We start from the raw sequence: 21546 nt of genomic DNA, 5'->3' as shown, positions 1-21546 counted from the left end.
GTTCACCCTTCCACAGTAAGCATATCGGCATGGATCCCATAGGCCCTCATGGCATTGTGCTTGAAGAAGTCCTCATCAGGGCCAAAGGTATCCAGCATCAGTTGCCAGTGTTCCTGGAGTGAGGAGTGCACGGTGACGACCGGCCAGTTGGAGGCATAGAGGATCCTGTCCGGGGGAAATGTGTCCCTGACGAAGGCGACGATGTCGCGATCGACGGGCAAGTCGCCTGACACCTTGATATAACAGTGCGGCAGAGCCGCCATGGCTTGCATGGCCTTTCTAGAGGCCGGCGACAAGTCGGGCATATTGCCCAGATGGTCCATGATGACAGTCAGGGAAGGAACTTGAGAAAATGCCTGAGCCATGTCCGGTAGTTCTGCCCCCCTGTTGCATAGCTCAAAGGGCAGGCCCTTATCAGCCATGGCGCGGAGCCCAGCGATGAAGGAGGGTTCCATGCAACGGCCGCGAGGGGCAGAGTCAGTATGCAGCGGCTCTCTGATGCCCGTCGCATTGATGGGCACCCTCATATAGGGTCCTACCTGGACTCGGAGCATTCGGGCAAGAATCTTGGGGTCATTGTTCTCATAGACCAAACGGTCCTCTAATAGGGGGTCGTCCGAGTCTACTTCCACATAGACTCCGCCCAGAAATTCCACTCCCAGCTGCTCGTACTCGCTTTCCAGCTCATGAAGGGGAAAGCTCCGGTTCAGTGAGGGCATTCCGTCCAGCCACGGCAGATGTTGCCGTTCAAGATCCCACATATGGAAGTGAGCATCGATGACCTGTAGTTGTCGTGTCATGTCAGGCCCCCTGCTTAAGACCTATGCGGCACCCGCGGAAGGCATACCAGGCGATGTAGAGGAATCCGGGTACGGTCACCAGCATGGCGATTTCGATGCCCATGGCATCCTGGATGGCACCAAGCAGCAGTGGGATCAGGGCCGCTCCGACGATGCTCATAACCAGCGCTGAAGAGCCGGTCTTGGCGTCGTTGCCCCTGATGCCTTTGAGCGTCAGCGAGAAGATCGTGGGGTAGCCGATCGATATGAACAGATAGGCAACCAGGAAGCATATGACCGAGAATCGTCCCAGACCCAGGAATACCAGAAGCATCAGCACGGCTGTGATGCACATGTAGACGCCCAGTATCTTACCGGCATCGAATTTGGTCATCAACGGAGTGGTCAGGAACCGGCCAAGGGTGAACAGCAGCGACAGCAATGCCAACAGTGTGGCAGCCAGACCGGCGGTGATGCCAGCGCCCCAGTGTTTGAGAGCATAAGCGGAGAACATGGCCATGCCCGCCACCTGCAAGCCGATAAAGATGAACTCGGCTATCACGCCCAGTACGAAGTAAGGGCGTTTCAGCAGGCTTGAGGTGCCGGAGCCGTTACCAGTTTTCCCTTCCTGCTCGTCATCGCCAGGTGGTGTTGGCAGTTTGAAGACGATGAAGACAGCCAACACCAGCAGTAGAACGATGCCGATGACGATATAGATCATCCTGGTATCAGACAGGAACTTGACCTTGGCTTGCTCAAAGCCTGGCTCTTTTGGGGTCAGGGTTTTGGATAGGACTCTGCCCAAAATCAGAGGCCCCACTACGTTGCCGACACCGTTGAAGCTCTGTGCCAGATTGAGTCTGAAGGATTCGCCTTTTTCATCGCCCAGCTTAGTGACGTAGGGGTTGCAGTTGGTCTCCAGAGATGATGCTCCCAGCGCTACCACGAACATGGCGAATAGGAAGAGTCCGTAGCTGGCCATATTTGTGGCCGGCACCACGATGAATGCTCCAACCGCGAACAGTATCAGTCCGGAGATGACCCCACCCTTGTAACCGAAGCGCTTGGAGATGATTCCGGCTGGGATGGCCATGACGAAGTAGGCTCCGTAGTAGGCCACCTGCAGCAGTGATGCCTGGGTGCTGTTCAGCTCCATGTAGTTGCTGAATGGGCTGTTGAGGGCGTTGACCAGGTTCATGGTCAATCCCCAAATGAAGAAGAGTCCGATGACCAGGGTTATGGCGACGGTTGCCTTGGACCCGCCCTTGTTTCGCGTATTTGTATTTTCCATGTCAGAGCTCAATTCAGTGCCCGGTCCAGGTGGACGTATCCGCCATCGACGAACACCCATTGGCCGGTGGTGTGTGATGCGCGATCAGAGAGCAGGAAGGTGGCGGTATTTCCGATTTCTTCGGGTGTGGTCATGCGATGCTCCAGAGGAATCTTGTCTGTGATGACCGACAGGCGTGCCTGCTGGGCCTCTTCATCGCCAAAGGTCTTGATCCAGTCAGCATAGAGCGGAGTCCAGCATTCCGAGACCACGATGGCATTCACACGTACGTCATCATGGACCAAGGCCGCAGCCCATTCTCTGGTCAGGCCCAGAACCCCGCCCTTGGCTGCTGCATAGGCGCTGGTCTTGCCCTGACCGGTCACAGCGGTTTTGGAGGTGATGTTGATGACTGATCCGTGGCTTTCCTTGAGGTAAGCACAAGAGGCGTGCATGAGTTCGTAGTAGTGGGTGAGATTGCCGTGTACGGAACGCTCGAACTCCCGCCAGTCAGTAGTTTCCAAAGCCTTGTTGTCGTTAACTCCAGCGTTGTTGACTATGCCATCGATATGGCCGAATTCCTTGTGTACCTGTTCCACAATGGGTGCTATGCCGTCGGTGTCGTTCAGATCCAAAATGAAGGTCCGGTAGGTATCGGTATAGGCCTCGATGTCTTTGCAGAACTGGTCCCTGGCTGACTCGTCACGGTCGATGACTGCGGTTATGGCACCCTCCTGGGCCAGTTGTAGAGTGATGCCCCTGCCGATGCCCTTGAAGCCGCCGGTGATGATGAATACCTTGTTCTTGAGATGCAGATCCATGAGAACTCCTTTGTCTATATGGATGGATGATTTGTTAGAGGTCCAGTGATTGGACCGGATTTTGATTGAGGTGGGCCGCTCTCACTCCTGGTGCAGGTAGCGCTGTGCGGTTTCCACGGTCATTTCGGCTCCATTGCCGGGAGCGGTCGGTGCCTGATACATGCCTTGGCTGATATGCACGGGGTTCACGAAATATTCGTGCTGGTTGTCTACGTACTCGATCATTCGGCCCTCTGTGGTGCAGGAGACGGCTGCGTAGTCGAACATGGCGAAGTGGCAGACCATCTCGCACAATCCGACCCCGCCGGCGTGGGGGCAGACTGTCTTGTGGAACTTGCGAGCCAGCAGGTATTCCAGAACTATCTCCTGGGGGCCCGCCACTCTGGTGGCGTCGATCTGCATGATGCCGAAGGCGTTAGCCTGCAGGAACTGCTTGAACATGATGCGGTTCTGCATCTGTTCTCCGGTTGCCACGGGTATGGGATTAATGGCTCTGGCAATGGTTGCGTGGCCGATGATGTCGTCGGGGCTGGTAGGCTCTTCGACCCATGCCAGGTCGAAGTCATGGAAGTGGTTGATCCAATCAATGGCTTGAGGGACATCCCAGACCTGATTGGCGTCGACGGCCAGGCGGACGTCAGGGCCGATGGCATCCCTGGCCAGTCCCAGACGGCGTATGTCATCATCGAGGTTCTGGCCTACCTTGAGCTTGATTTGCTTAAAGCCCTTTTCCTGAGTCTCTCGTTTGGCGATCTCCACCATCTTTTCGTCGCTGTAGCCAAGCCAGCCTGGTGCTGTCGAATAACCGGGGTATCCGTGCTGGCGAATGTCCTCGATGCGCTCCTTTTTGCCGGATTGCCCATCCTTGAGGATATCTATGGCTTCCTCGGGGCGCAGAGCATCGGATAGGTATCTAAAGTCCAATGTGCTGACAAGATCCTCAGGATCCATTTCAGCCAGCAGCAACCACAAAGGTTTTCTCTCCCTTTTGGCTTTCATGTCCCACAGGGCGCTCAGCAGTGCGCCAATGGCCATGTGTTCGACTCCCTTTTCGGGCCCCAACCAGCGCAGCTGTGAGTCATGGACCAATAGGTCCCAGGCCAGGCCCATGCTGTCCAGCAGACGTTCAACCTCCAGGCCACGCAGAGTCTCTCCTATGGAATCTATAGCTCTGCAAACAACATCGTTGCCTCGTCCGATGGTGAAGACCAGGCCACAACCTTTGATGCCGTCGTCAGCCGAGGTGTGTATTTCCACATAGGCGGCTGAATAGTCGGGGTCCTTGTTCATGGCATCCGACCCTGACAGGGTCAGAGAAGTGGGAAAACGAAAGTCATACGTTTTCACCGCAGTGATAGTACTCATCGTGGCTCCTTTGCCAATCTTGTGAACGTATACCTCAGTATAGGCGTAGAAATAGAAATTTGAAAATTAGAGATGTAAAAATTCTAAATCCGACATGGATGCTTTTGGTGCTTCGTTGGTTACGATTGGTGGGTAATGGAAAGGACGCACATGGCCAGACAGGAACCAGGCAATCCCCACGTTGGCGCCATAGCCGAGCAGCTCGGCATCTCTGCTTCGACCGTCTCCAAGGTGATCAACGGTCGACCGGGCGTGGCGGCAAAAACCCGTCGAAGGGTCGAAAAAGCTTTGGCAGACGAGGGCTATGCGCATCCGCTTGTCAGCACGAAAATTGCTCAGACAATTGAGCTGGTTGTGGATTATATTGCCAACAATGGCACCATCGAGATGATACGTTATGCCTCGAAATGGGCCTTGGATGCCGGTCTGGCTTTGACGGTGACACAGACTGATCACCAGCGACGTGCTGAGGAATGTCTGAGGGGGATCATTGATCGTAACCCGCTGGGGGTGATCACCCAGATGTCCTCCATAGACCAGGAGGGCAAGAATGTGCTCAAAGCAAGAGGCATTCCCCTGGTGGCGGTCGATCCGGTGGATTTGGTCAGCGACGAGGATATGAGCATAACGCTAGACAATTGGACTGGAGGATACCAAGCGGCCAAATGCCTTCTTGATGCTGGGCACCGGAGCATTGGCGTTATCGCCGGACCGGCGAATGTGCAATCCGCGCAAGCCAGACTGGCTGGATACCGGGCAGCATTAGCAGCCATTGGTGCCAGCCTGCCGTCGAGCATGGTTCAGCAGGGGGACTATTTGCCTGACAGGGGATACCAAGCCGCCTGCGATCTGCTGGACCGCGATCAGCGTCCGACTGCGATTCTGGCCTGCAACGACTTGACAGCTGTCAATATCTATAGGGCGGCTCGCGAACGTGGGCTGGAGCCCGGGCAGGATCTGTCCGTGGTCGGATTCGACAACGTCTATCCGTCCTCTTATCTGATGCCTGCCCTTACCACGGTGGACCAGCCATTTGATCTGATGGCCAGGATGGCGGTGGGAATGATCCTCGATGCGCGCCAGGGTAAGGAGTTCCAGCGGCATGTGGTCATGCCAACCCGTCTGGTCAGTCGGCATAGCGTGGTCAACCTGACCCGTGCCCGTCGTCTGCGCTCGGAAGGCCGGGTTCAGGAGAGCGCAGAATAGCCCAAACTATTCCCCGATTCGCTCAATGCGTACTCACTTCGTGACTGCCTGCTGATGGATACACTCGTACTTCGGCAATCGCGGGGGCGGGTTTCGTCCCTGCCGCACCGGTCGAGAAAGAGGTAGCCACAGTGAGCAGCTACACGATGGAAACTGCACGTTGGATCCGTCATGCCACCATGGACGACTTTGAGGCGATCATGCCTGTCTACGCCTACGCCAGAAAGCGGATGGCCGAGACCGGCAACCCGCGCCAGTGGGGGGACAAGTACCCCCTGCCTGAACGCATCCGCGAGGACATCGCCGGGGGCCACACTATGCTCTTGGTTGACGATGCAGCTAGTATGGATCAAATTCCCGAGGATCCCGCCTACCCTGAACCTGAGTTGGACGAGCACAAGGGCAGCCACGAGCGCATCATCGGCGTTTTCGCTCTCTTCCATGACCCGGAACCCGATTATCGGGTCATCGATGGCAGCTGGCTGGACGACCGGCCCTATACCACCATTCATCGGGTGGCTGCCTCGGGACTGGGGCGTCACGCGGCCGGGGACCTGCTTGACTGGAGCATGCGCAGGTACGAGAACATTCGCGCCGACACGGGATTGAAGAACTACGCCATGCAGCACATCCTGGAGACTCATGGCTTCACGCGCTGCGGCAACATCATCATGCCTGAGAACAAGGAGATCGAGAACGTGCGGGTGGCCTATCAGCGGCACGACCGCCCCCTTGACATGGCGGAGCGTGAAAGGGCTGCCAAGCGCTTGGTCGCCGTCTGAGGGCGGAGGCCGACCGTCGCAGCGCCGTCGCACAATGGAGCCATGACATTGAGTGCAGCACCGGCATGGCGGTTCTCCGGGCCCGAGGGCCAGCGGCATTACGAGCAAGCTCTTCGGGCCTACCCTGGGCAGATTATCGTGGACTTGCGGACCTTGAAGGCCAATATGGCCACTCTGGTGAATCTGGTTCATTCCACGAATCCTGGTGCTGCGGTCATGGGTGTGGTCAAGGCCGATGCCTACGGACACGGGCTCATTCCTGCCGCCCTGGCGGCCTTGTCCGGCGGGGCCACCTGGCTCGGCACGGCCCAGGCCAGCGAGGCCTTGCGCCTGCGTCGGGCGGGTATCGGTTCCGACCGCTGCCGGATTCTGTCCTGGATGTTCAATGGGGATCGCGCCCCCTTTGATCAATTGATCCAGGCTGACATCGACCTGGGCGTCGGTTCCCTAAAGACCATGGACATGGCGGCGCAGGCGGCAGATCAGGTCGGCAGGCCTGCACGCGTCCATATCAAGGTGGACACCGGCTTCGGGCGCAACGGCTTTACTCCCGAAACCTTCGGGGATGCCCTGCGCGAGCTCTCCCGCCTGGCTGCCAAGGGGCTGTTGGAGCCCGTCGGGCTTTTCAGCCATCTAGCAGTGGCCGACATGCCTGGCGTGGAGGAGTTTATGTCGTCCACTGACGAGCAAATCGCCCTCTTTGAGGAATTCTCTGACAGGATGACGGCCGCTGGCATGAAACCTGAAATCCGGCATCTGGCCAACACTGCCGCAACGCTCACCCGTCCCGGGATACGTTATGACCTGACCCGTCCGGGCATCGGCCTGTACGGATACGAGCCTGATCCCTCCATGGGGGTTTCGGCCGATTATGGTCTGCGTCCAGCAATGACCCTTCAGGCCCAGCTGGGCACTGTCAAGGATATGCCGGCCGGTCACGGCATCTCCTATGGTCGCACCTATCTGACTGAGAAGCCCACCAGCACGGCCATCATGCCCCTGGGATACGGCGACGGGATTCACCGGTCTGCCTCAGGCTTCGACCGCCAGGGCGCCATGGGCCGAGAGCGCCTGGGTGGCCCCGTCCGTCTGATGACTTGCCAAGGACCCAAGTTGGTTCGCGTCGCTGGCAGGGTCTGCATGGACCAGTGCGTTCTTGATCTCAAAGGCATGGCTTCCGACTTGGGAGTTAGCGAAGGCGATACCGTTGTTCTTTTCGGGCCAGGTCGGGGGGAGGATCAGGCCGAGCCAACCGCTGATGATTGGGCCCGTGCCGCTGACACCATTAGCTATGAGATTTTCACTTGTCTGAGTAATCGGATTCCACGGCTCTATCTGGGCGTACGTGAGGTAGTCGGCCCCGACGATCTGCACCTGATTGCCCCTGAATCCATCCTTTGAGACCACTATCACAGGTAGAACCTAGGCTTGAGGCCTTGTCAAGGGGCAATATAAGTGGTGAGATGAGGTTATGACTACATACACAGGAAATGAACCAAGCAACATCTCATACACAGCCGTAGCTGACATTACCGGTGGCCGCGAGGGCCATGCGGACAGCCATGAGCCCGATCTCTCCCTGGATCTGGACACACCCAAGGCCATGGGGGGCAAGGGCCAGGGTACCAACCCCGAGCAGCTTTTCGCCATCGGCTGGGGCGCCTGCTTCCAGGGAGCCATGGGACTGGCCGGCAAGGAGTTGCGTGTGCCAGCCACCAAGCTGGCCCAGAGCAAGGTGCGCACTCATATCTCCCTTGGTGACCAGGGCGAGTCCTTCGGCATCAAGGCGCTGATTGAGGTCTGCCTGCCCGGAGTTGATCGTGATCTGGCCACCCGTCTGGTGGAACGCACTCAGGAGCTCTGCCCCTATTCAAAGGCAACGGCGGGCAATGTGCCCACTGAAGTGGTGGTCGTGGATAATCTGGACTGAACGGAGCGGGCGCGCCTGATGGGCACTGACGAGGAGGGCGGATCCCGCCTGCTGGCCGAGGGCTACTCCGCCCAGGATCAGGAACGGTGGGCGCCAGAGCCCCCAAAGACCAGCAGCAGGACCGCCTTTGAACGCGATAGGGCACGTCTGGTCCATTCTTCAGCCTTGCGTCGGTTGGGGGCTAAGACACAGATTCTGGTCGCCGGCACTGACGATTTTGCCCGTACACGGCTGACCCACACCTTGGAGGTGGCCCAGATCGGCCGGCAGATTGGCACCATGCTGGGCTGCGATCCCGACGTAGTGGACTGTGCCTGCTTGGCCCATGACCTGGGTCATCCGCCCTTCGGCCACAACGGCGAACGCGCCCTGTCTTCGCTGGCCTCGGATATTGGGGGATTCGAGGGCAATGCACAGACCCTTCGACTGCTGACCAGGCTGGAGCCCAAGGTCTTCCATCCGGATGGACGTTCAGCAGGAGTCAATCTGACCAGGGCCGCTCTGGATGCTGCGGTCAAATATCCTTGGACCCTGGCCGAGGCCTCGGCCCATCCCAAGGGGGAGAGGACCGCCAAGTTCTGCGTCTATCCTGACGACCAAGAGGTCTTCCATTGGCTTAAGCAGGGGGCGCCGCCGGCCAGCACGCCTATGGAGTGCCAGGTCATGGACTTGGCTGATGACATCGCCTACAGCGTCCACGATGTGGAGGATGCCATCGTGGTCGGGTCCTTCGCGCCTGAGCGGCTGGCTGAGCCCAGGATTATTGATGGTGTGGTCCGGGCCGCCCGATCCTGGTATGGCGACCGATGGGATGCCGACCAGCTGGTCCAAGCCTTGGAGGCCGTCCGTAGCATGCTGCCGACGGGCTTTGACGGTTCACGCCGGGCCCTGGCTACGTTGAAGAACACCACCAGCTACCTGATCGGTCGCTTTGCCGACTCCGTGGAGGCGGCCACGCGAAGCCGTCACGGCCAAGGCCCCTTGACCAGGTACTCGGCGGGACTGGTCATTCCTCCCAGAACCTCCTATGAGATTGTGGCATTGAAGGGGATTGCTGTCTACTTCGTCATGGCGCCACGGGAGAAGGAACCCTTCCACGAGGAGCAGTTGAAGATTGTGACCGATCTGGTTGAGGTGATGATGGCCGACTCGCCTGCACCTTCTGATGCCTTGGAGGATGTCTTCCTGGAGGATTGGCGCCAGGCAGGTTCGGACGGGGAGCGATTGCGGGTGGCCATCGACCAGGTGGCCTCTCTTACCGACGGCTCGGCGTTGGCCCTGCATTCCCTGGTCTGCCCCTAGGCCTGCGGTATTTATGCCGGGCGCAACACATCGGCCTGGGCCGGTAGGCTGGGTGTCATGTCCGGAATGATCAAGAAGGAAGACATCGAGAAGGTCAGAGCCAAGGCCGATCTGTATGAGATCGTCTCTGAAAGCGTGACTCTGAAGCCTTCCGGTTCCGGCACATACATGGGCTTATGCCCCTTCCACGACGAGAAGTCTCCTTCTTTTTCGGTGCGTCCCTCCATGGGGGTCTGGCACTGCTTCGGCTGCGGCCTGGGCGGCGATGTCTTTACCTACGTGGAGCAGGAGGAGAACGTCGAGTTCGGCGATGCCGTCGAGATTCTGGCAGACAAGTACCAGATTGAGCTGCATTACGAAAACTCCCGTCAGGACAAGCGTCGCGGGTCCAAACGTTCCCGGCTGCTGGAGGCCAACGAGGAGGCCCAGCGTTTCTTCGTTTCGCAGATTATGAGCAAGGAGGCGCTGGCGGCGCGCAAGCTCTTGGCGGGCAGAACCTTCTCCCAGGCAGACAGCGCGCATTTCGGCTGCGGATACGCCCCACGCGGATGGGACAACCTGGTGCGCCATCTGTCCACCAAGGGTTTCACCCAGCAGGAGATGCTGGATGCAGGGCTGGCCAGAAAAGGGCAGCGGGGGGTCTATGACTACTTCCGGGGCAGGGTCACCTGGCCTATCAGGGATTCCACGGGCCGCACCCTGGGTTTCGGCGCTCGCAAGCTCTACGAGGATGACGGCATCAACGCCAAGTACATCAACACGCCGGACACCCAGCTTTACCGCAAGAACCAGGTGCTCTACGGCATTGATCTGGCCAAGGACGCCATCGTCAAAAAGCGACAGGTGGTTATCGTGGAGGGCTATACCGATGTCATGGCCTGCCACCTTGCCGGTGTCGACACAGCTGTAGCCACCTGCGGTACTGCCTTCGGTGAAGACCATGCCAAGATCGTCCGCCGGCTCATCTCCGACGATGCCCTTGGTGCCATTCAGCTGGTGGGGCCGGTCCAGGGCTCCCGGGTGGTTTTCACCTTCGACGGTGATGCTGCCGGGCAGAAGGCCGCTCTGCATGCCTTTGGCCTTGACGGGAGCTTTCTGACGCAGACCTTCGTGGCGGTGGCCCGGGAGAATCTGGACCCCTGCGATCTGCGCATCCGCTACGGCGATGAGGCCGTGCGTTCCCTGGTCGAGCACGCCCGACCGCTGTATGACTTTGTCATCGACACCGCCGTGGCCATGTTTGATACCCAGTACACTACCGGGCAGATGGGGGCGGTTAAGGCCGTAGCACCCATTCTGGCCCAGATCAGGGATCGCTCCCTGGTGGGGGCCTATACCCGCAAGACCGCCAGAAAAATCGGCGTGGATCTGGATCTGCTGCGCCAGGAGGTCAACAGGGCTCGTCGCAAGCTGCATGTGAAGGACCAGGATGCCTATGCGGTCCGCACTCCTCACCGCGGCGCGGGTGAAACGGAGGGTCGTGCGGGCCAGGGCAGTGATGATGCCATGCAACGTCGCAGGATACAACGTGATGATGCCCTCCGACAGGGCTATCATCACATCGATGATGCTGTCTTCATTTGTGAGCAGCAGTTCATGGGGGTGCTCATCCAGATTCCTAGGGCAGTCGGATCGGATGCCTTCACCCAGCTGAGCCCAGACAGTTTCGAGGTTCCGATTTTCCGCTCACTCTATCGGGCTGTGCAGGCCGCCGGAGGGCTGCCCGACAGGAAGACGCCCCAGGGGCTGTGGATGCATAATTTGACCAAGGCTGGCGGGCCCATGCTAGAGTCGGCCATCAATGAGCTGGCCGTCATGCCCCTGCCGCTGAATCTGGATAAGCAGGAGGATAAGCAGCGGGACTCGGGACCGGGCTCCAAGAGAGGCAATAAGAAAGAAGACCGGGGCGAGGGCTCCAAAGAAGCGGATGTTCAGTTGAGGCAGCCTAGCCCGGAGGAGCGTCAGTATGCCTCAGAGCTGTTGGCAAGGCTGTTGGATGCCACCTACATGCGGCTGATTGCCTCGGTCAAGCATCAGATGAATCAGTTGCCCGACGGTCAGGAGAAGTTCGATCTTCTTGGCCAACTCACTCAATACGAGACCCAGCGTAACAACTTGCGCAACCAGGTCTTCGGCAACACCGAGTGAACTGGTGGTCATGTAAGTTGGTCCTCCCTGTCCTTGTCGAAGTTTTCCTTGTAGACAGGGACGGAGAGGACCTGGGGTTGGTGTGGTCTCCCCGTTAGGCGGGGAAGGATATCTGTGAGTTGATGCAGGTCATCACAGTAACAATGATCGCGGTAATGATGCCACCCAGATAGGGATTTCTGGTGTGACGGTAGATCGCCCGGGTCACCAGAGGCATGACAGCCAGCGGGACCAAGGGTGTCAGCATCCAGTCTGGTATCTGTGTGTTGTTACCGAACAGGCCGTTGACTCCAGTGACGAAGAAATACCCGTATCCAACCACTGCTATAAGCAGAGCCGGCAGCATGTTGAAGAATGCCAGCAGACCTATGTTGGCCGTTGAGTTCCTCCCGAATGAGGTGGAGTAATTCAGGCTATTGATGAAGACCGATGTGGTTCCGTAGGCTACAAGGAAGAAGGGCAGTAGCTTGAGCATCTCAGGAATCTTGTCGGCGGTAAATGGTCTGGCGGCCCAGTACCAGAACCGGAAATCGGAGTTGAAGAGGAACTTGCATGTGAAGATCAGCAATATAGCCAGAAGACTGACTGTCAGTGCAAGCGTTATTGTCTGCCAAAGTCTTCCTCCACCGATGGGCAGATCAAGATCCGAGACTTTAGTCCCCCTCTTTCGCGCATACAAGCGGTACCACAGAATTGTCAACGCGATCATGAATATGGCATTCAGACAGCCCCACACACCGTAGAACAAGGGCATACCTTGCCGAAAGTAGTTGCCGATATGCTTGTCGACTTTCAGCCCGAACAACGTCAAGGCGCTGGCAACTGAGAAGGCGGTGGCCGACAGCAGGCAGACCCAAAGCCATACTGAACCTCCCTTATAGGCATCAGCTTGACGCATGCGTGCCGGTTCCTCTGAGCCGGCCTTTTTGAAGAGGCTGGTTCTGACCAGACAGAGTGTTCCATAGACCATGAAGAGCATGAGGCCGATCAGTCCAAGAAGCCCTCCGATCATTTTGACAGGATAGATATGATTGCTGTCGGCAAGGTCGGTTTTCATGTTGAAAGCCCTAACCATGAATTGAACAGCATCGGTGCATGGTTGGGATAGGAAGAGCACTGTTCCGTGCGTCCCGTTCTCCATATAAATGACGTGTGAGGCTTGATGGCCATTGATCTGCTTGCGGTACCACCGGCCGCTGATCCCTGCAGGTGTATGGTCAGTGGGCGTGATGCCGAAGTTGAGGAAGGACCGTGCGTTATTTGATTTGAGGTACTGCGGGTTGGGCTTAATTTTGCCAGTTGACGTATCTTTTTCCTTGAAAGAGTAGTCGTCGTATTTGCCGGCGAGTACTCCTACGGTGCGCTCGCGGTAGTAGTTGAAATACTTACCGTTGGTGTTCTTCTTGGCTGCTTCGACGACGTTCGTCTTGCCGGGAACATACCCGAAGGCTGCCGTCTCGTTGTCCTTATAGACAGGGTCTCGGCTGACATAGAGCACGGTCTTGATCAGTGGATGCTGGCGCTTGTTGTCGATCAGGATGGATTCATGGATGGTGTTTCCGCCTCTTGAATGCCCTGAAACCCCTATCCGATCAGCATCGACAAAGGGGAGAGAGGTGAGGTATTCCACCGTGTCATACAATCCGCGTCCGTTCACAAGCCATTCCTGGTCATTGAGAATTTCGGACTCGCCATGGCCATAAAGGTCGAAAGATACCACGACGAAACCTCTGCGAGCCCACTCAATCTGGAAATCGTCGCTTTTCTCCTTGTTGGTGTTGCCTCCGTGAGCAAAGACAATGGCAGGTGCCGGGTGCTTAGGAGAAGCCGATTTTGGCTGGAGCATATCCATGCTTAATCGGTGGCCTGAGGGCGATTCAATCTGTAGTGTTTCCTTGGTAACGCGTCCCCCATCGGTTTGAGCCAGATTGGACATAAGTCCACACGCCAGACAGAGAATTAGGGAAATGGCCAGACCGATGGCCGGATTATGAATAATGTTGGATTTTCTCATGGATTCATCCTTTTCAAGATGTTTGCGTAGTCGTCCAGGATTGTTTCTTTCATTGATGATCCTCTTTGTTCATCGGATATATGGGTGCCGAAACCAGCAACGACTACGACAGACCCAGTTTTGGTGCAAGACAGAGCACAGTAATGGACCCCTTTCAGAAAACAGGTGATGCCTTACTGATATAGTATTACCGGTAAGGCATGACAATCTGTTTTTTATGAATAGCTTGGCCTTGTGGCACATTCTCAAGTACCGAGTGGATGGGCGGAATACGCCGTGGTATTAGGCTTGAACATACAACGCCGAAGAACGGCTTTACATTACAGCCAAGAGTTCGTCGCCTATAATGCCAACCTTTCTCGGTTTGCATATCAACAGTTGGAGCATGGCCAGTCACGGCCTGGGAGTCCAGCCAATCCCAGTTTGATCAACATAATGGCAGTTGCTCAAGTGCTTAATGTGAGCCTGGATGAGTTATTGCCTGCTCCATGGCCAGATCTTCATGCTAAGTAGTGCGGGGGTGGAGCCATCCTCAAGACAAGCCCTGCCGATAGGGTGAATGCATGAACAAGGAGCATCAAAAGAGAGAAAGTCGTGCCGGTTCGGCTGACAAAGCCCGGTCTGTTGAAGACCGCCGACCGCTTGCTGTCTTCTGGGATATGGACGGAACCCTGATCGACTCAGAGCCTTACTGGCATCAGGCGGAGGTAGATCTAGCGCGCAAGCATGGAGGAGACTGGAATACTGACATGGGTTGGCAGGTTTCCGGCAAACCCCTGCCCAAAGTAGCAAGGGTGATGCGCGAGCGGGGTCTTGACCTTCCAGAGGATCAGATTCCGGATCTGCTGATTGACGGGGTGATTGCTATGGAGGAGCGTCACATGCCATGGATCGAAGGGGTCCGTGACATCTTGGCAGACCTAGTTGAGGCTGGCATCCCCTCCATTCTGGTCACTACTTCGCCACGCCGCATGGCTCAGGCTGTGGTCGCCAAGGCTCCTGACGGGGCTTTTGCCGACTATGTGTGTGGGGATGACGGACTGGCGCAAAAGCCTGACCCCGCCCCCTATCTGCATGCGGCGGGTCTGCTGGGCATCACAAGTCCTGATCAAATGGTCTCTTGCTTGGCTTTCGAAGACACCCTGACTGGTATCACTTCTGCTGTGGCATCGGGGGCCACCACTGTGGCCTATACCGGCACCAACCCGGTCGACACCTCTTCAGGTCCCCAGTTCGCTTCCATGAATAGCTATGTTGGAGTCACCTTGGATGATCTGTCAGCATTGATCGCCAAGCGACTCGAACAATCGGGGTCACCGGCTGCGCAGACCTGCTGAATCAATCTGTCTACTGCAGGGGCCGATATTTTCGGCTGGATCCGCGCGAAGTGGCCACTGGATACCTGTCGGCCGTCCTGTGCAGTTTGTCCATGATGATCCGATCCATGTTCAGATTCAGCCGATCCGCCAGCTGGATGCAATAGGTGAGCACATCTGCCAGTTCGTCGGTCACGTGGCCTTCATCTCCGTCCCTGGGATCATCCCCCCATTGATAGCACTCCAAGAGCTCGGCAGCTTCGATGCAGATTGATTTGGCTAGGTTGGCAGGCGTGTGGAATTGATCCCAGTCGCGCTCGTGCACAAAGTTCATCACTGCTGTTTCTGTTTCTTTGCTGATCATGATTTCGAGCCTATCAGTCGGCCCTCCTGCCATGAGATTGGTGTGGGTTCGTGGCATAGTGAAAACCATGGATTCATCAAGCGCGCCGCAGCCCGTGGTGATGACGCTGCCCTATGGCGATTTCAGTGATGAGGATTTTTCCAAGGCTATTGCAGAGTACAAGCAGGCGAAAGCTGTTGGCAGTCAGGGCAGTAAGGTGGAGGGGAGGCTGCTTGAGGAGCTGTTCCTACGCTATCCCACTGTATATATTGTCTCTGCCGATGAAAGGGACAGCAGCAAAAAGCATGGCGGTGGACCTCCTTATGTGGTTTACGTCGGGGAAACCAACGACATTCGTTCTCGAACCAGACAGCACATTGAGCTGGATCCACGGACTCGGACGGATTGGGAACGCCTGGTGCAATTCATGCGCAATCATCAGGACAGAGTCAGCCAGTACATCATCGGTGATCGCCATTTCAATAAGTCCTTGACTCTGGATATGGAAAATCGGTTGATGGGGTATATGCAGAGCGTCGACGCGGTCAAGCTGGTTATGAACCGTAGAACTAATGCTCAGGACATGTACTACACCAGCGACGAATTCGACAGCATCTTTTCCAAGGCTTGGCAGACTCTGCACGAAATGGAGCCCGATCTGTTCCCGGAAGAGAAGGCGATCCTGGACTCTGCCCTGTTCAAGGCCTCGCCCTTCCGCAAACTTACCGACGAACAACGGCGGGCTGAAGAGGCAGTTCTGCATGTGTTGGAGTCGGTGATTATTCAAAACCCTGGCGAAGGTTTCCACTCGATGACGGAGTCGACGGGCCCGGTGCAGATTGATGGTGACGCTGATACCCAGGTCATTGTCGTTCAGGGTATGTCAGGGACTGGCAAGACCGTTTTGCTCAGCCATCTCTTCTATCAAATATGTGCACGATATGGCATCTATGGAAACTTGAACGGCAAGGACGATAACCATTCGTCAAAGGCCAGGCAGCGTTCCTACATCATTGTCAATCAGGCCGAGCAGGCTAATGTCTATAACCAGATGGCTCTGAAACTGGGATTGCAAAAGAAACGCGGCCAGTGCGTGGTTGGGGCTGTCCAGTTCATTAACCGGTTCAGCAAGCATACCAATCGAAATGGCCGGTCCACAGGCAGGGCAGCTGACCCCATGAATAGCGTCGATGCCAAGGCAGATGTGGTGCTGATTGACGAGGCGCACCTGCTGCTGACGCAAGGGTCGCAGAGCTACTCCGGAAGCAACCAGCTCTACGACATTTTGCGGCGGGCAAAAGTAGCCATCGTGGTCTTCGATCCCGAACAGGTCTTGCGTGGATCCCAGTTCGTGGACGCCCAGGAAAGGCGGCTTCTGGGATTGACTGGTTCTGAGCATGGCAAGACCTTCTTGCAACCTATGCTCATCCGCGAAAAGTCAAGGGACGGTCAGCATCCGCACGAGGATACCTTCCAGGTCAGTCATGTTCGTTTGGATCAACAGATGCGTATTCAGGCTGACCCTGCAACATGTGCCTGGCTGGATCGGATGACAGCCAAGGATGGTGTCATTGAATTACTGCATCCGGACCCTTCGGAGCACCCTTATGAGATCAAGGTTTTTGATTCGCCTAAGGATTTAAGGGAGTTCATTCGTTATAAAGACAAGGAGCAAAGGGGAGAGGGGTCTTTGGGCCTTTGCCGACTCCTAGCCACCTATGACTGGCCTTACAGTAACAAGAAACACCCGGATCCACAGAATTCCTCCCGTCACTGGCAGGTTGTACTACGCCAAGGGGATTCAGGCCAGTGGGTGTGGGCTGAGGAGGGTCAAGACGGGGATGGTGAATTCGCCATGCCATGGAATTACGAACTATATGAGGAGCAGGGAAACTCTACTGCTAATCACCGGATTGCCTGGGCCGAGTTGCCTTTCACCATCGATGAGGTGGGGTCAATCTTCACCATCCAAGGTTTTGACCTCAACTACGCAGGGGTCATCATTGGACCATCAGTCATTTATAGGAATGGAAAGATTGAATTCGAGCCGAAGCTCAGTTGCAACACACTGGCGACCAATAAGCGGTCGGAGCCGGAGATGAATCCTGTGGACAACCTTCGGCATGAGTTTAATGTGTTGCTCAAACGAGGGGTGCATGGATTGGGACTATTCGCAGTCGATCCTGAGCTTCAGGATCGACTGGCCTGGGCAGTGGGTGGGATCACTCACATTCGATACTGACCAGCCTGTCTCGCTTACATCGATTGAATGCTAATCAGGGGTATCATGTCCTGGGCCATAAGCATATGGCCCAGGACATATTCATGAGAAAGGTGTAGGCGAGTATATGACGACGCGCAAGATCATCCTGGACTGTGATCCAGGTCATGACGATGCGGTGGCTATCCTTCTGGCAGTAGGCAATCCGCGGATCGACCTGATCGGAGTGACTACGGTTGGCGGCAACCAAAGTCTGGACAAGGTTACCTACAATGCCAGGGCCGTCTTGGAAAAGGCTCATGCGCGCCAGGTGCCGGTCCACGCTGGATGTGATAGGCCCCTGGTGCGTCCTCAGGAGGTCGCCGCCTCTATCCATGGCCAGACCGGTCTGGACGGGGTCGAGCTTCCCGAGCCTACCCGGCCGCTGGATCCTGGCCACGCCGTCGATTGGATCATTGAGACCATCATGCGCGAGGAGCCGGGCACGGTGACCCTGGTTCCCACAGGACCTCTGACTAACATCGCTATGGCTGTTCGCAAGGAACCCCGCATTGTCGACCGTGTCCGTGAGGTCGTGCTCATGGGTGGTGGCTACCATGTGGGCAACTGGAGTGCCGTCGCTGAATTCAATATCAAGGTGGATCCTGAGGCTGCGCATATCGTCTTCAATGAGCCTTGGCCGGTCACCATGGTGGGGTTGGATCTGACTCATCAAGCCCTGTGCACGCCGGAGGTTCAGCAGCGCATCGAAGGCATCGGCACCGATCTGGCCCACTTTGTCAGCGGGCTGATGGACTTCTTCCGCAAGTCCTACCAGGACAACCAGGACTTCGTCGATCCGCCTGTGCATGATCCCTGCACTGTGGCCTATCTGATCGACCCGTCCATTGTGAGCACTCGTCGTTGTCCGGTTGATGTGGAACTGCGCGGGGACCTGACCTGCGGAATGACCGTGGCTGATCTACGCGGTCCGGAGCCTTCTGCCGAGGACTGCCACACCCAGGTGGCCGTCAAGCTGGACTTCCAGGGATTCTGGGATCTGGTGGTCAAGGCCATCACCGCGATTGGATGAGATCAATGAAGACTTCGAACACAGACGCATCGAAGACAGGCAAGCCCGTTACTACGACCGCTGACGGCTCTGGCGCTTCTATCGTTGCCTTGATGACGGCCCTCATGGCTGCTGTCTTCGCCTTCCAGCTCAACGCCTCCATGCTCTCGCCGGCTCTGACGACCATGGGGACCGAGCTCAATACCAGCAGCTCCAGCATCGGCCTGACTCAGACGGTGTTCTTCACCTCCTGTGCGGTCTTCTCCCTCTTCCTTCCTCGGTTGGGAGATCTAGCCGGTCGCAAGAAGGTGCTGCTGGGCATGCTGAGCCTGACGGCCCTGGGATGCGTGATTTCCGCTCTGGCGCCCAATGTGACGGTACTGATGATTGGCCGCGTCATTCAGGGGGTGGCCGGTCCGGTCGTGCCCATGACCCTGATCATGCTGCACGCCGAGGTGACCGATGAGGCCCGCTATGCCAGGCTCATGTCTGTCCTGACGGCAGTCAACGGCGGCATCGGCGGTGTGGATGCCATCCTAGGCGGTTGGTTGGCCGGTACTTTCGGCTTCCGCTCGGTCTTCTGGTTCATGGTGGCCATTGCGGTGATTGCCGTACTCTTGGTGGCCCTTTTCGCTCGTGAGAGCTATGCAGATGATCGCCCCCGTATGGACTGGGCCGGCGTGGTCTTCCTGTGCATCGCCTTCCTGGCGGCCTACCTGGCTATCAACGAGGTCGAGAAGTTGGCTCAGGCGCGCTGGATCCTGGTGGTCGTCGAGATACTGGTAGCTGCGGTTTTCTTCATGATCTTCTGGAAAGTCGAAAGCACTACGTCGGCACCCATGGTCACCACCACCTACCTCAAGCAGCGGCGCACTTGGGGCCTACTGCTGACGACTCTTACCACCATGGTCGGTGTCTTCGCCATTATGAACGGGATCGTTCCGGCCCTGGCTCAGGATGGCGAGGTCGGCATCGGCTTGAAGGCCAGCATCGTCTCCTTCGCGACACTGACCCCATATGCCCTGGTCGGTCTGGTCTTTGGCCCAGTGGCCGGGATGCTCGCCTCGCGTTTCGGCTATCTCAAGGTTCTGAGAGTCGGTCAATTGGTCAGCGTGCTGGGACTGGTCTTTGGCATCTACGTCTGCCTTGCCCCCAGCATCTGGAGCCTGGTGACCCTCTCTCTGATCCTGGGCGTCTCCTATGCGGGGACAGCCAACATCATGCTCAATGGTCTGGGCGTGGTCCTGTCTCCTGCGGACAACACTGGCTATCTGCCGGGGCTCAACGCCGGAGCCTTCAACCTGGGTTCAGGCCTGAGCTATGCGGTCCTCTATGCATGCATGAGCGGCTTGGCGGCGTCCGGGGGAGCCCGTACTGGATATATTGCGGCTATGATCGGCGGCGGCGTGCTGGTGCTGATCGCCCTGGCTCTGTCCTATCTGATTCCCGATCCGGAACGAATGAATGACAAGTAATATTGCCGACTGACAGGGGTCCCGCGAATGCACTGATTCGCAGGACCCCTTTCCACGCCTTATAAGGATCCGACTCTATGCGTATCCGACAAGGATCAAAAGTCGGGACTAGGCAGGCCAGCAACCAGTAGCGCCGAGTGTCCCGACCTTGGTCTTAGGGGCGGAAAATAGCGCCAGGAGAGGCACTGTAAGCCGTGGGCGGGCGCGTAAACTAAGTGAGGAATTCGTTCGCCGGAGGTGACCATGCAACATCGGGTGATCGGACTGCTGAAAAACGAGACCGTCCTGGTCGTCGCGGCAGTCATCGCTCTCGTATCCTGCATCCTCATTCCTCCCGACCGGCAGTATCTTGGCTACATCCACGTCAATACCCTTACCCAGCTGGGATCCCTGATGATGGTGGTCTGTGGATTTCAGCGCATCGGGGTCTTCCATACCATTGGGGCCAGCCTGCTGAGTCGTGTCCGCTCGGTGCGGGGCCTGGCCTTGGTACTGGTTTCCCTGCCTTTCTTCTCCAGCATGTTCATCACGAATGATGTAGCTCTAGTTACTTTCGTGCCCTTCGCCATTGCTGTTCTCATCATGGCCGGCCTGGAAAACCATGCTCTGCTGATCGTCACTCTGATGACTCTGGGTGCCAATGTTGGCAGCATGCTGACGCCCATCGGCAATGCTCATAACTTATACCTCAAGGCCCGCTCCGAGATGCCTGTCGGGGAGTTCCTCCTCCTCATGGCCCCTTATGCCCTGGCTGCAGCCCTGATGCTCTTCCTGTGCTGCTGGTTCGTCTTCAGGAATCAGCATCTGAACAAGTTTGAGGGCATGGATGCGCAAGAGATCCGCCGCAGCATACTAGCTCCCAGGGAGGAGGGGATACAGCCTCAGGTTAAGGAGATGCAGCAGTCCAGCGGATGGCGCATCACCGTCTACCTCCTGCTCTTTCTTGTCTGCCTGCTCGGAGTGGCCAAGCTGATTCCCCAGTGGGCCATGGTTCTGGTGGTGGCGGTGACTTTTCTGATCTGCGACAGGCGGGTCTTTCTGCATGTGGATTGGGGACTGCTCCTGACCTTCGTGGCTTTCTTCATCTTTATAGGCAATGCCAGACGGATCCCCCAGTTCTACAACCTGGTCAGTGGCCTGGTCAATATCCACCCTTTGATTACCTCGGTCCTGTGCAGCCAGGTCATCAGCAATGTGCCCACAGCCCTGCTGGTCTCAGGTTTTTCGACAGCCTGGCGCCCGATCATTCTGGGCACCAATCTAGGTGGGCTCGGCACCCTGGTCGCTTCAATGGCCTCACTGATTTCCTACAAGGCTGTGGTCAAGCAGTATCCGGGCAAGAAAGGCGATTACCTGAAAATCTATACCGCTTTTAATCTGCTCTTCCTCGTCGTGTTGGTTGGCATGGCCCTGCTGCTGGAGTAGACTACCCCCATCAACCAGGAATGGTGCCGCTGATATTGAGAGGGAGGCAGCAACGGTGGAACCGGACCCGTGCGCGTCTAAGCCTAAGAACACAGGGA

The 21546-nt window shown here is 57.0% G+C and carries 18 protein-coding genes; 12 read left to right on the top strand and 6 right to left on the bottom strand.

All coding sequences use genetic code 11. The features are described 5' to 3' along the window. Positions 1-2: 2 nt before the first annotated feature. From P273_RS0100985 to P273_RS0100970, 4 genes are all read right to left on the bottom strand, one after another. Positions 3-800 (bottom strand): amidohydrolase, encoded by a 798-nt coding sequence (locus tag P273_RS0100985; RefSeq protein WP_024626658.1) that lies wholly within the window; start codon positions 798-800, stop codon positions 3-5. A gap of 1 nt (position 801) precedes the next feature. Beyond that, positions 802-2070, bottom strand: coding sequence for an MFS transporter (locus P273_RS0100980; RefSeq protein WP_029675985.1), 1269 nt, complete (start codon positions 2068-2070; stop codon positions 802-804). A gap of 8 nt (positions 2071-2078) precedes the next feature. Continuing rightward, positions 2079-2870, bottom strand: a complete 792-nt coding sequence (locus P273_RS0100975; RefSeq protein WP_024626656.1) for an SDR family oxidoreductase — start codon at positions 2868-2870, stop codon at positions 2079-2081. 81 nt (positions 2871-2951) lie between these two features. Next, entirely contained in the window at positions 2952-4235 is a 1284-nt protein-coding gene (locus P273_RS0100970; RefSeq protein WP_024626655.1) for an enolase C-terminal domain-like protein, read from the bottom strand. 150 nt (positions 4236-4385) lie between these two features. On the opposite strand from P273_RS0100970, the gene P273_RS0100965 reads away from it, so the two are divergent. From P273_RS0100965 to dnaG, 6 genes are all read left to right on the top strand, one after another. Further along, positions 4386-5441 carry a LacI family DNA-binding transcriptional regulator gene (locus P273_RS0100965; RefSeq protein WP_051354076.1) on the top strand — a complete coding sequence of 352 codons (1056 nt, stop codon included), beginning with the start codon at positions 4386-4388 and terminating at the stop codon, positions 5439-5441. Between the two features lie 146 nt (positions 5442-5587). Then, positions 5588-6223: a hypothetical protein gene (locus tag P273_RS0100960; protein WP_024626653.1), complete on the top strand. Its 636-nt coding sequence runs from the start codon at positions 5588-5590 to the stop codon at positions 6221-6223. 42 nt (positions 6224-6265) lie between these two features. Continuing rightward, a complete protein-coding gene (gene alr / locus P273_RS0100955; protein WP_024626652.1) occupies positions 6266-7624 on the top strand; it encodes an alanine racemase in 1359 nt (452 codons plus the stop codon). Between the two features lie 70 nt (positions 7625-7694). Continuing rightward, complete coding sequence (locus P273_RS0100950) at positions 7695-8153, top strand: Ohr family peroxiredoxin (protein ID WP_024626651.1); 459 nt, start codon at positions 7695-7697, stop codon at positions 8151-8153. 18 nt (positions 8154-8171) lie between these two features. Beyond that, on the top strand, positions 8172-9455 hold the full coding sequence (locus P273_RS0100945) for a deoxyguanosinetriphosphate triphosphohydrolase (RefSeq protein WP_024626650.1): 1284 nt from the start codon (positions 8172-8174) through the stop codon (positions 9453-9455). A 57-nt stretch (positions 9456-9512) separates the two neighbouring features. Beyond that, positions 9513-11603, top strand: a complete 2091-nt coding sequence (gene dnaG / locus P273_RS0100940; protein ID WP_024626649.1) for a DNA primase — start codon at positions 9513-9515, stop codon at positions 11601-11603. Between the two features lie 94 nt (positions 11604-11697). Here dnaG and P273_RS0100935 read toward each other — a convergent pair whose 3' ends face one another. Continuing rightward, complete coding sequence (locus P273_RS0100935) at positions 11698-13617, bottom strand: CocE/NonD family hydrolase (protein ID WP_024626648.1); 1920 nt, start codon at positions 13615-13617, stop codon at positions 11698-11700. A 234-nt stretch (positions 13618-13851) separates the two neighbouring features. On the opposite strand from P273_RS0100935, the gene P273_RS09725 reads away from it, so the two are divergent. Together P273_RS09725 and P273_RS0100930 are read left to right on the top strand one after the other, a co-directional pair. After that, positions 13852-14130 carry a helix-turn-helix domain-containing protein gene (locus P273_RS09725; protein ID WP_081709198.1) on the top strand — a complete coding sequence of 93 codons (279 nt, stop codon included), beginning with the start codon at positions 13852-13854 and terminating at the stop codon, positions 14128-14130. Positions 14131-14180: 50 nt separating this feature from the next. Then, positions 14181-14954: an HAD family phosphatase gene (locus P273_RS0100930; RefSeq protein WP_024626647.1), complete on the top strand. Its 774-nt coding sequence runs from the start codon at positions 14181-14183 to the stop codon at positions 14952-14954. Between the two features lie 10 nt (positions 14955-14964). Here P273_RS0100930 and P273_RS0100925 read toward each other — a convergent pair whose 3' ends face one another. Next, complete coding sequence (locus P273_RS0100925; protein WP_024626646.1) at positions 14965-15297, bottom strand: nucleotide pyrophosphohydrolase; 333 nt, start codon at positions 15295-15297, stop codon at positions 14965-14967. 67 nt (positions 15298-15364) lie between these two features. Between P273_RS0100925 and P273_RS0100920 the strand changes: the two genes are divergently transcribed. The 4 genes from P273_RS0100920 to P273_RS0100905 all read left to right on the top strand — a co-directional run bounded on the left by P273_RS0100920 (position 15365) and on the right by P273_RS0100905 (position 21448). Next, complete coding sequence (locus P273_RS0100920) at positions 15365-17518, top strand: DUF2075 domain-containing protein (protein WP_024626645.1); 2154 nt, start codon at positions 15365-15367, stop codon at positions 17516-17518. 106 nt (positions 17519-17624) lie between these two features. After that, positions 17625-18569, top strand: a complete 945-nt coding sequence (locus tag P273_RS0100915) for a nucleoside hydrolase (RefSeq protein WP_024626644.1) — start codon at positions 17625-17627, stop codon at positions 18567-18569. Between the two features lie 92 nt (positions 18570-18661). Beyond that, positions 18662-20023: an MFS transporter gene (locus tag P273_RS0100910; RefSeq protein WP_253269553.1), complete on the top strand. Its 1362-nt coding sequence runs from the start codon at positions 18662-18664 to the stop codon at positions 20021-20023. Positions 20024-20266: 243 nt separating this feature from the next. Then, positions 20267-21448 (top strand): SLC13 family permease, encoded by a 1182-nt coding sequence (locus P273_RS0100905; protein ID WP_024626642.1) that lies wholly within the window; start codon positions 20267-20269, stop codon positions 21446-21448. Positions 21449-21546: the final 98 nt, after the last annotated feature.

The organism is Bifidobacterium sp. A11, from assembly GCF_000499185.1.
GTDB classification, from domain to species: Bacteria; Actinomycetota; Actinomycetes; order Actinomycetales; family Bifidobacteriaceae; genus Bombiscardovia; species Bombiscardovia mizhiensis.
Note: the sequence above shows the minus strand (reverse complement) of the source record. Positions and strands in the feature narration are given on the sequence as shown.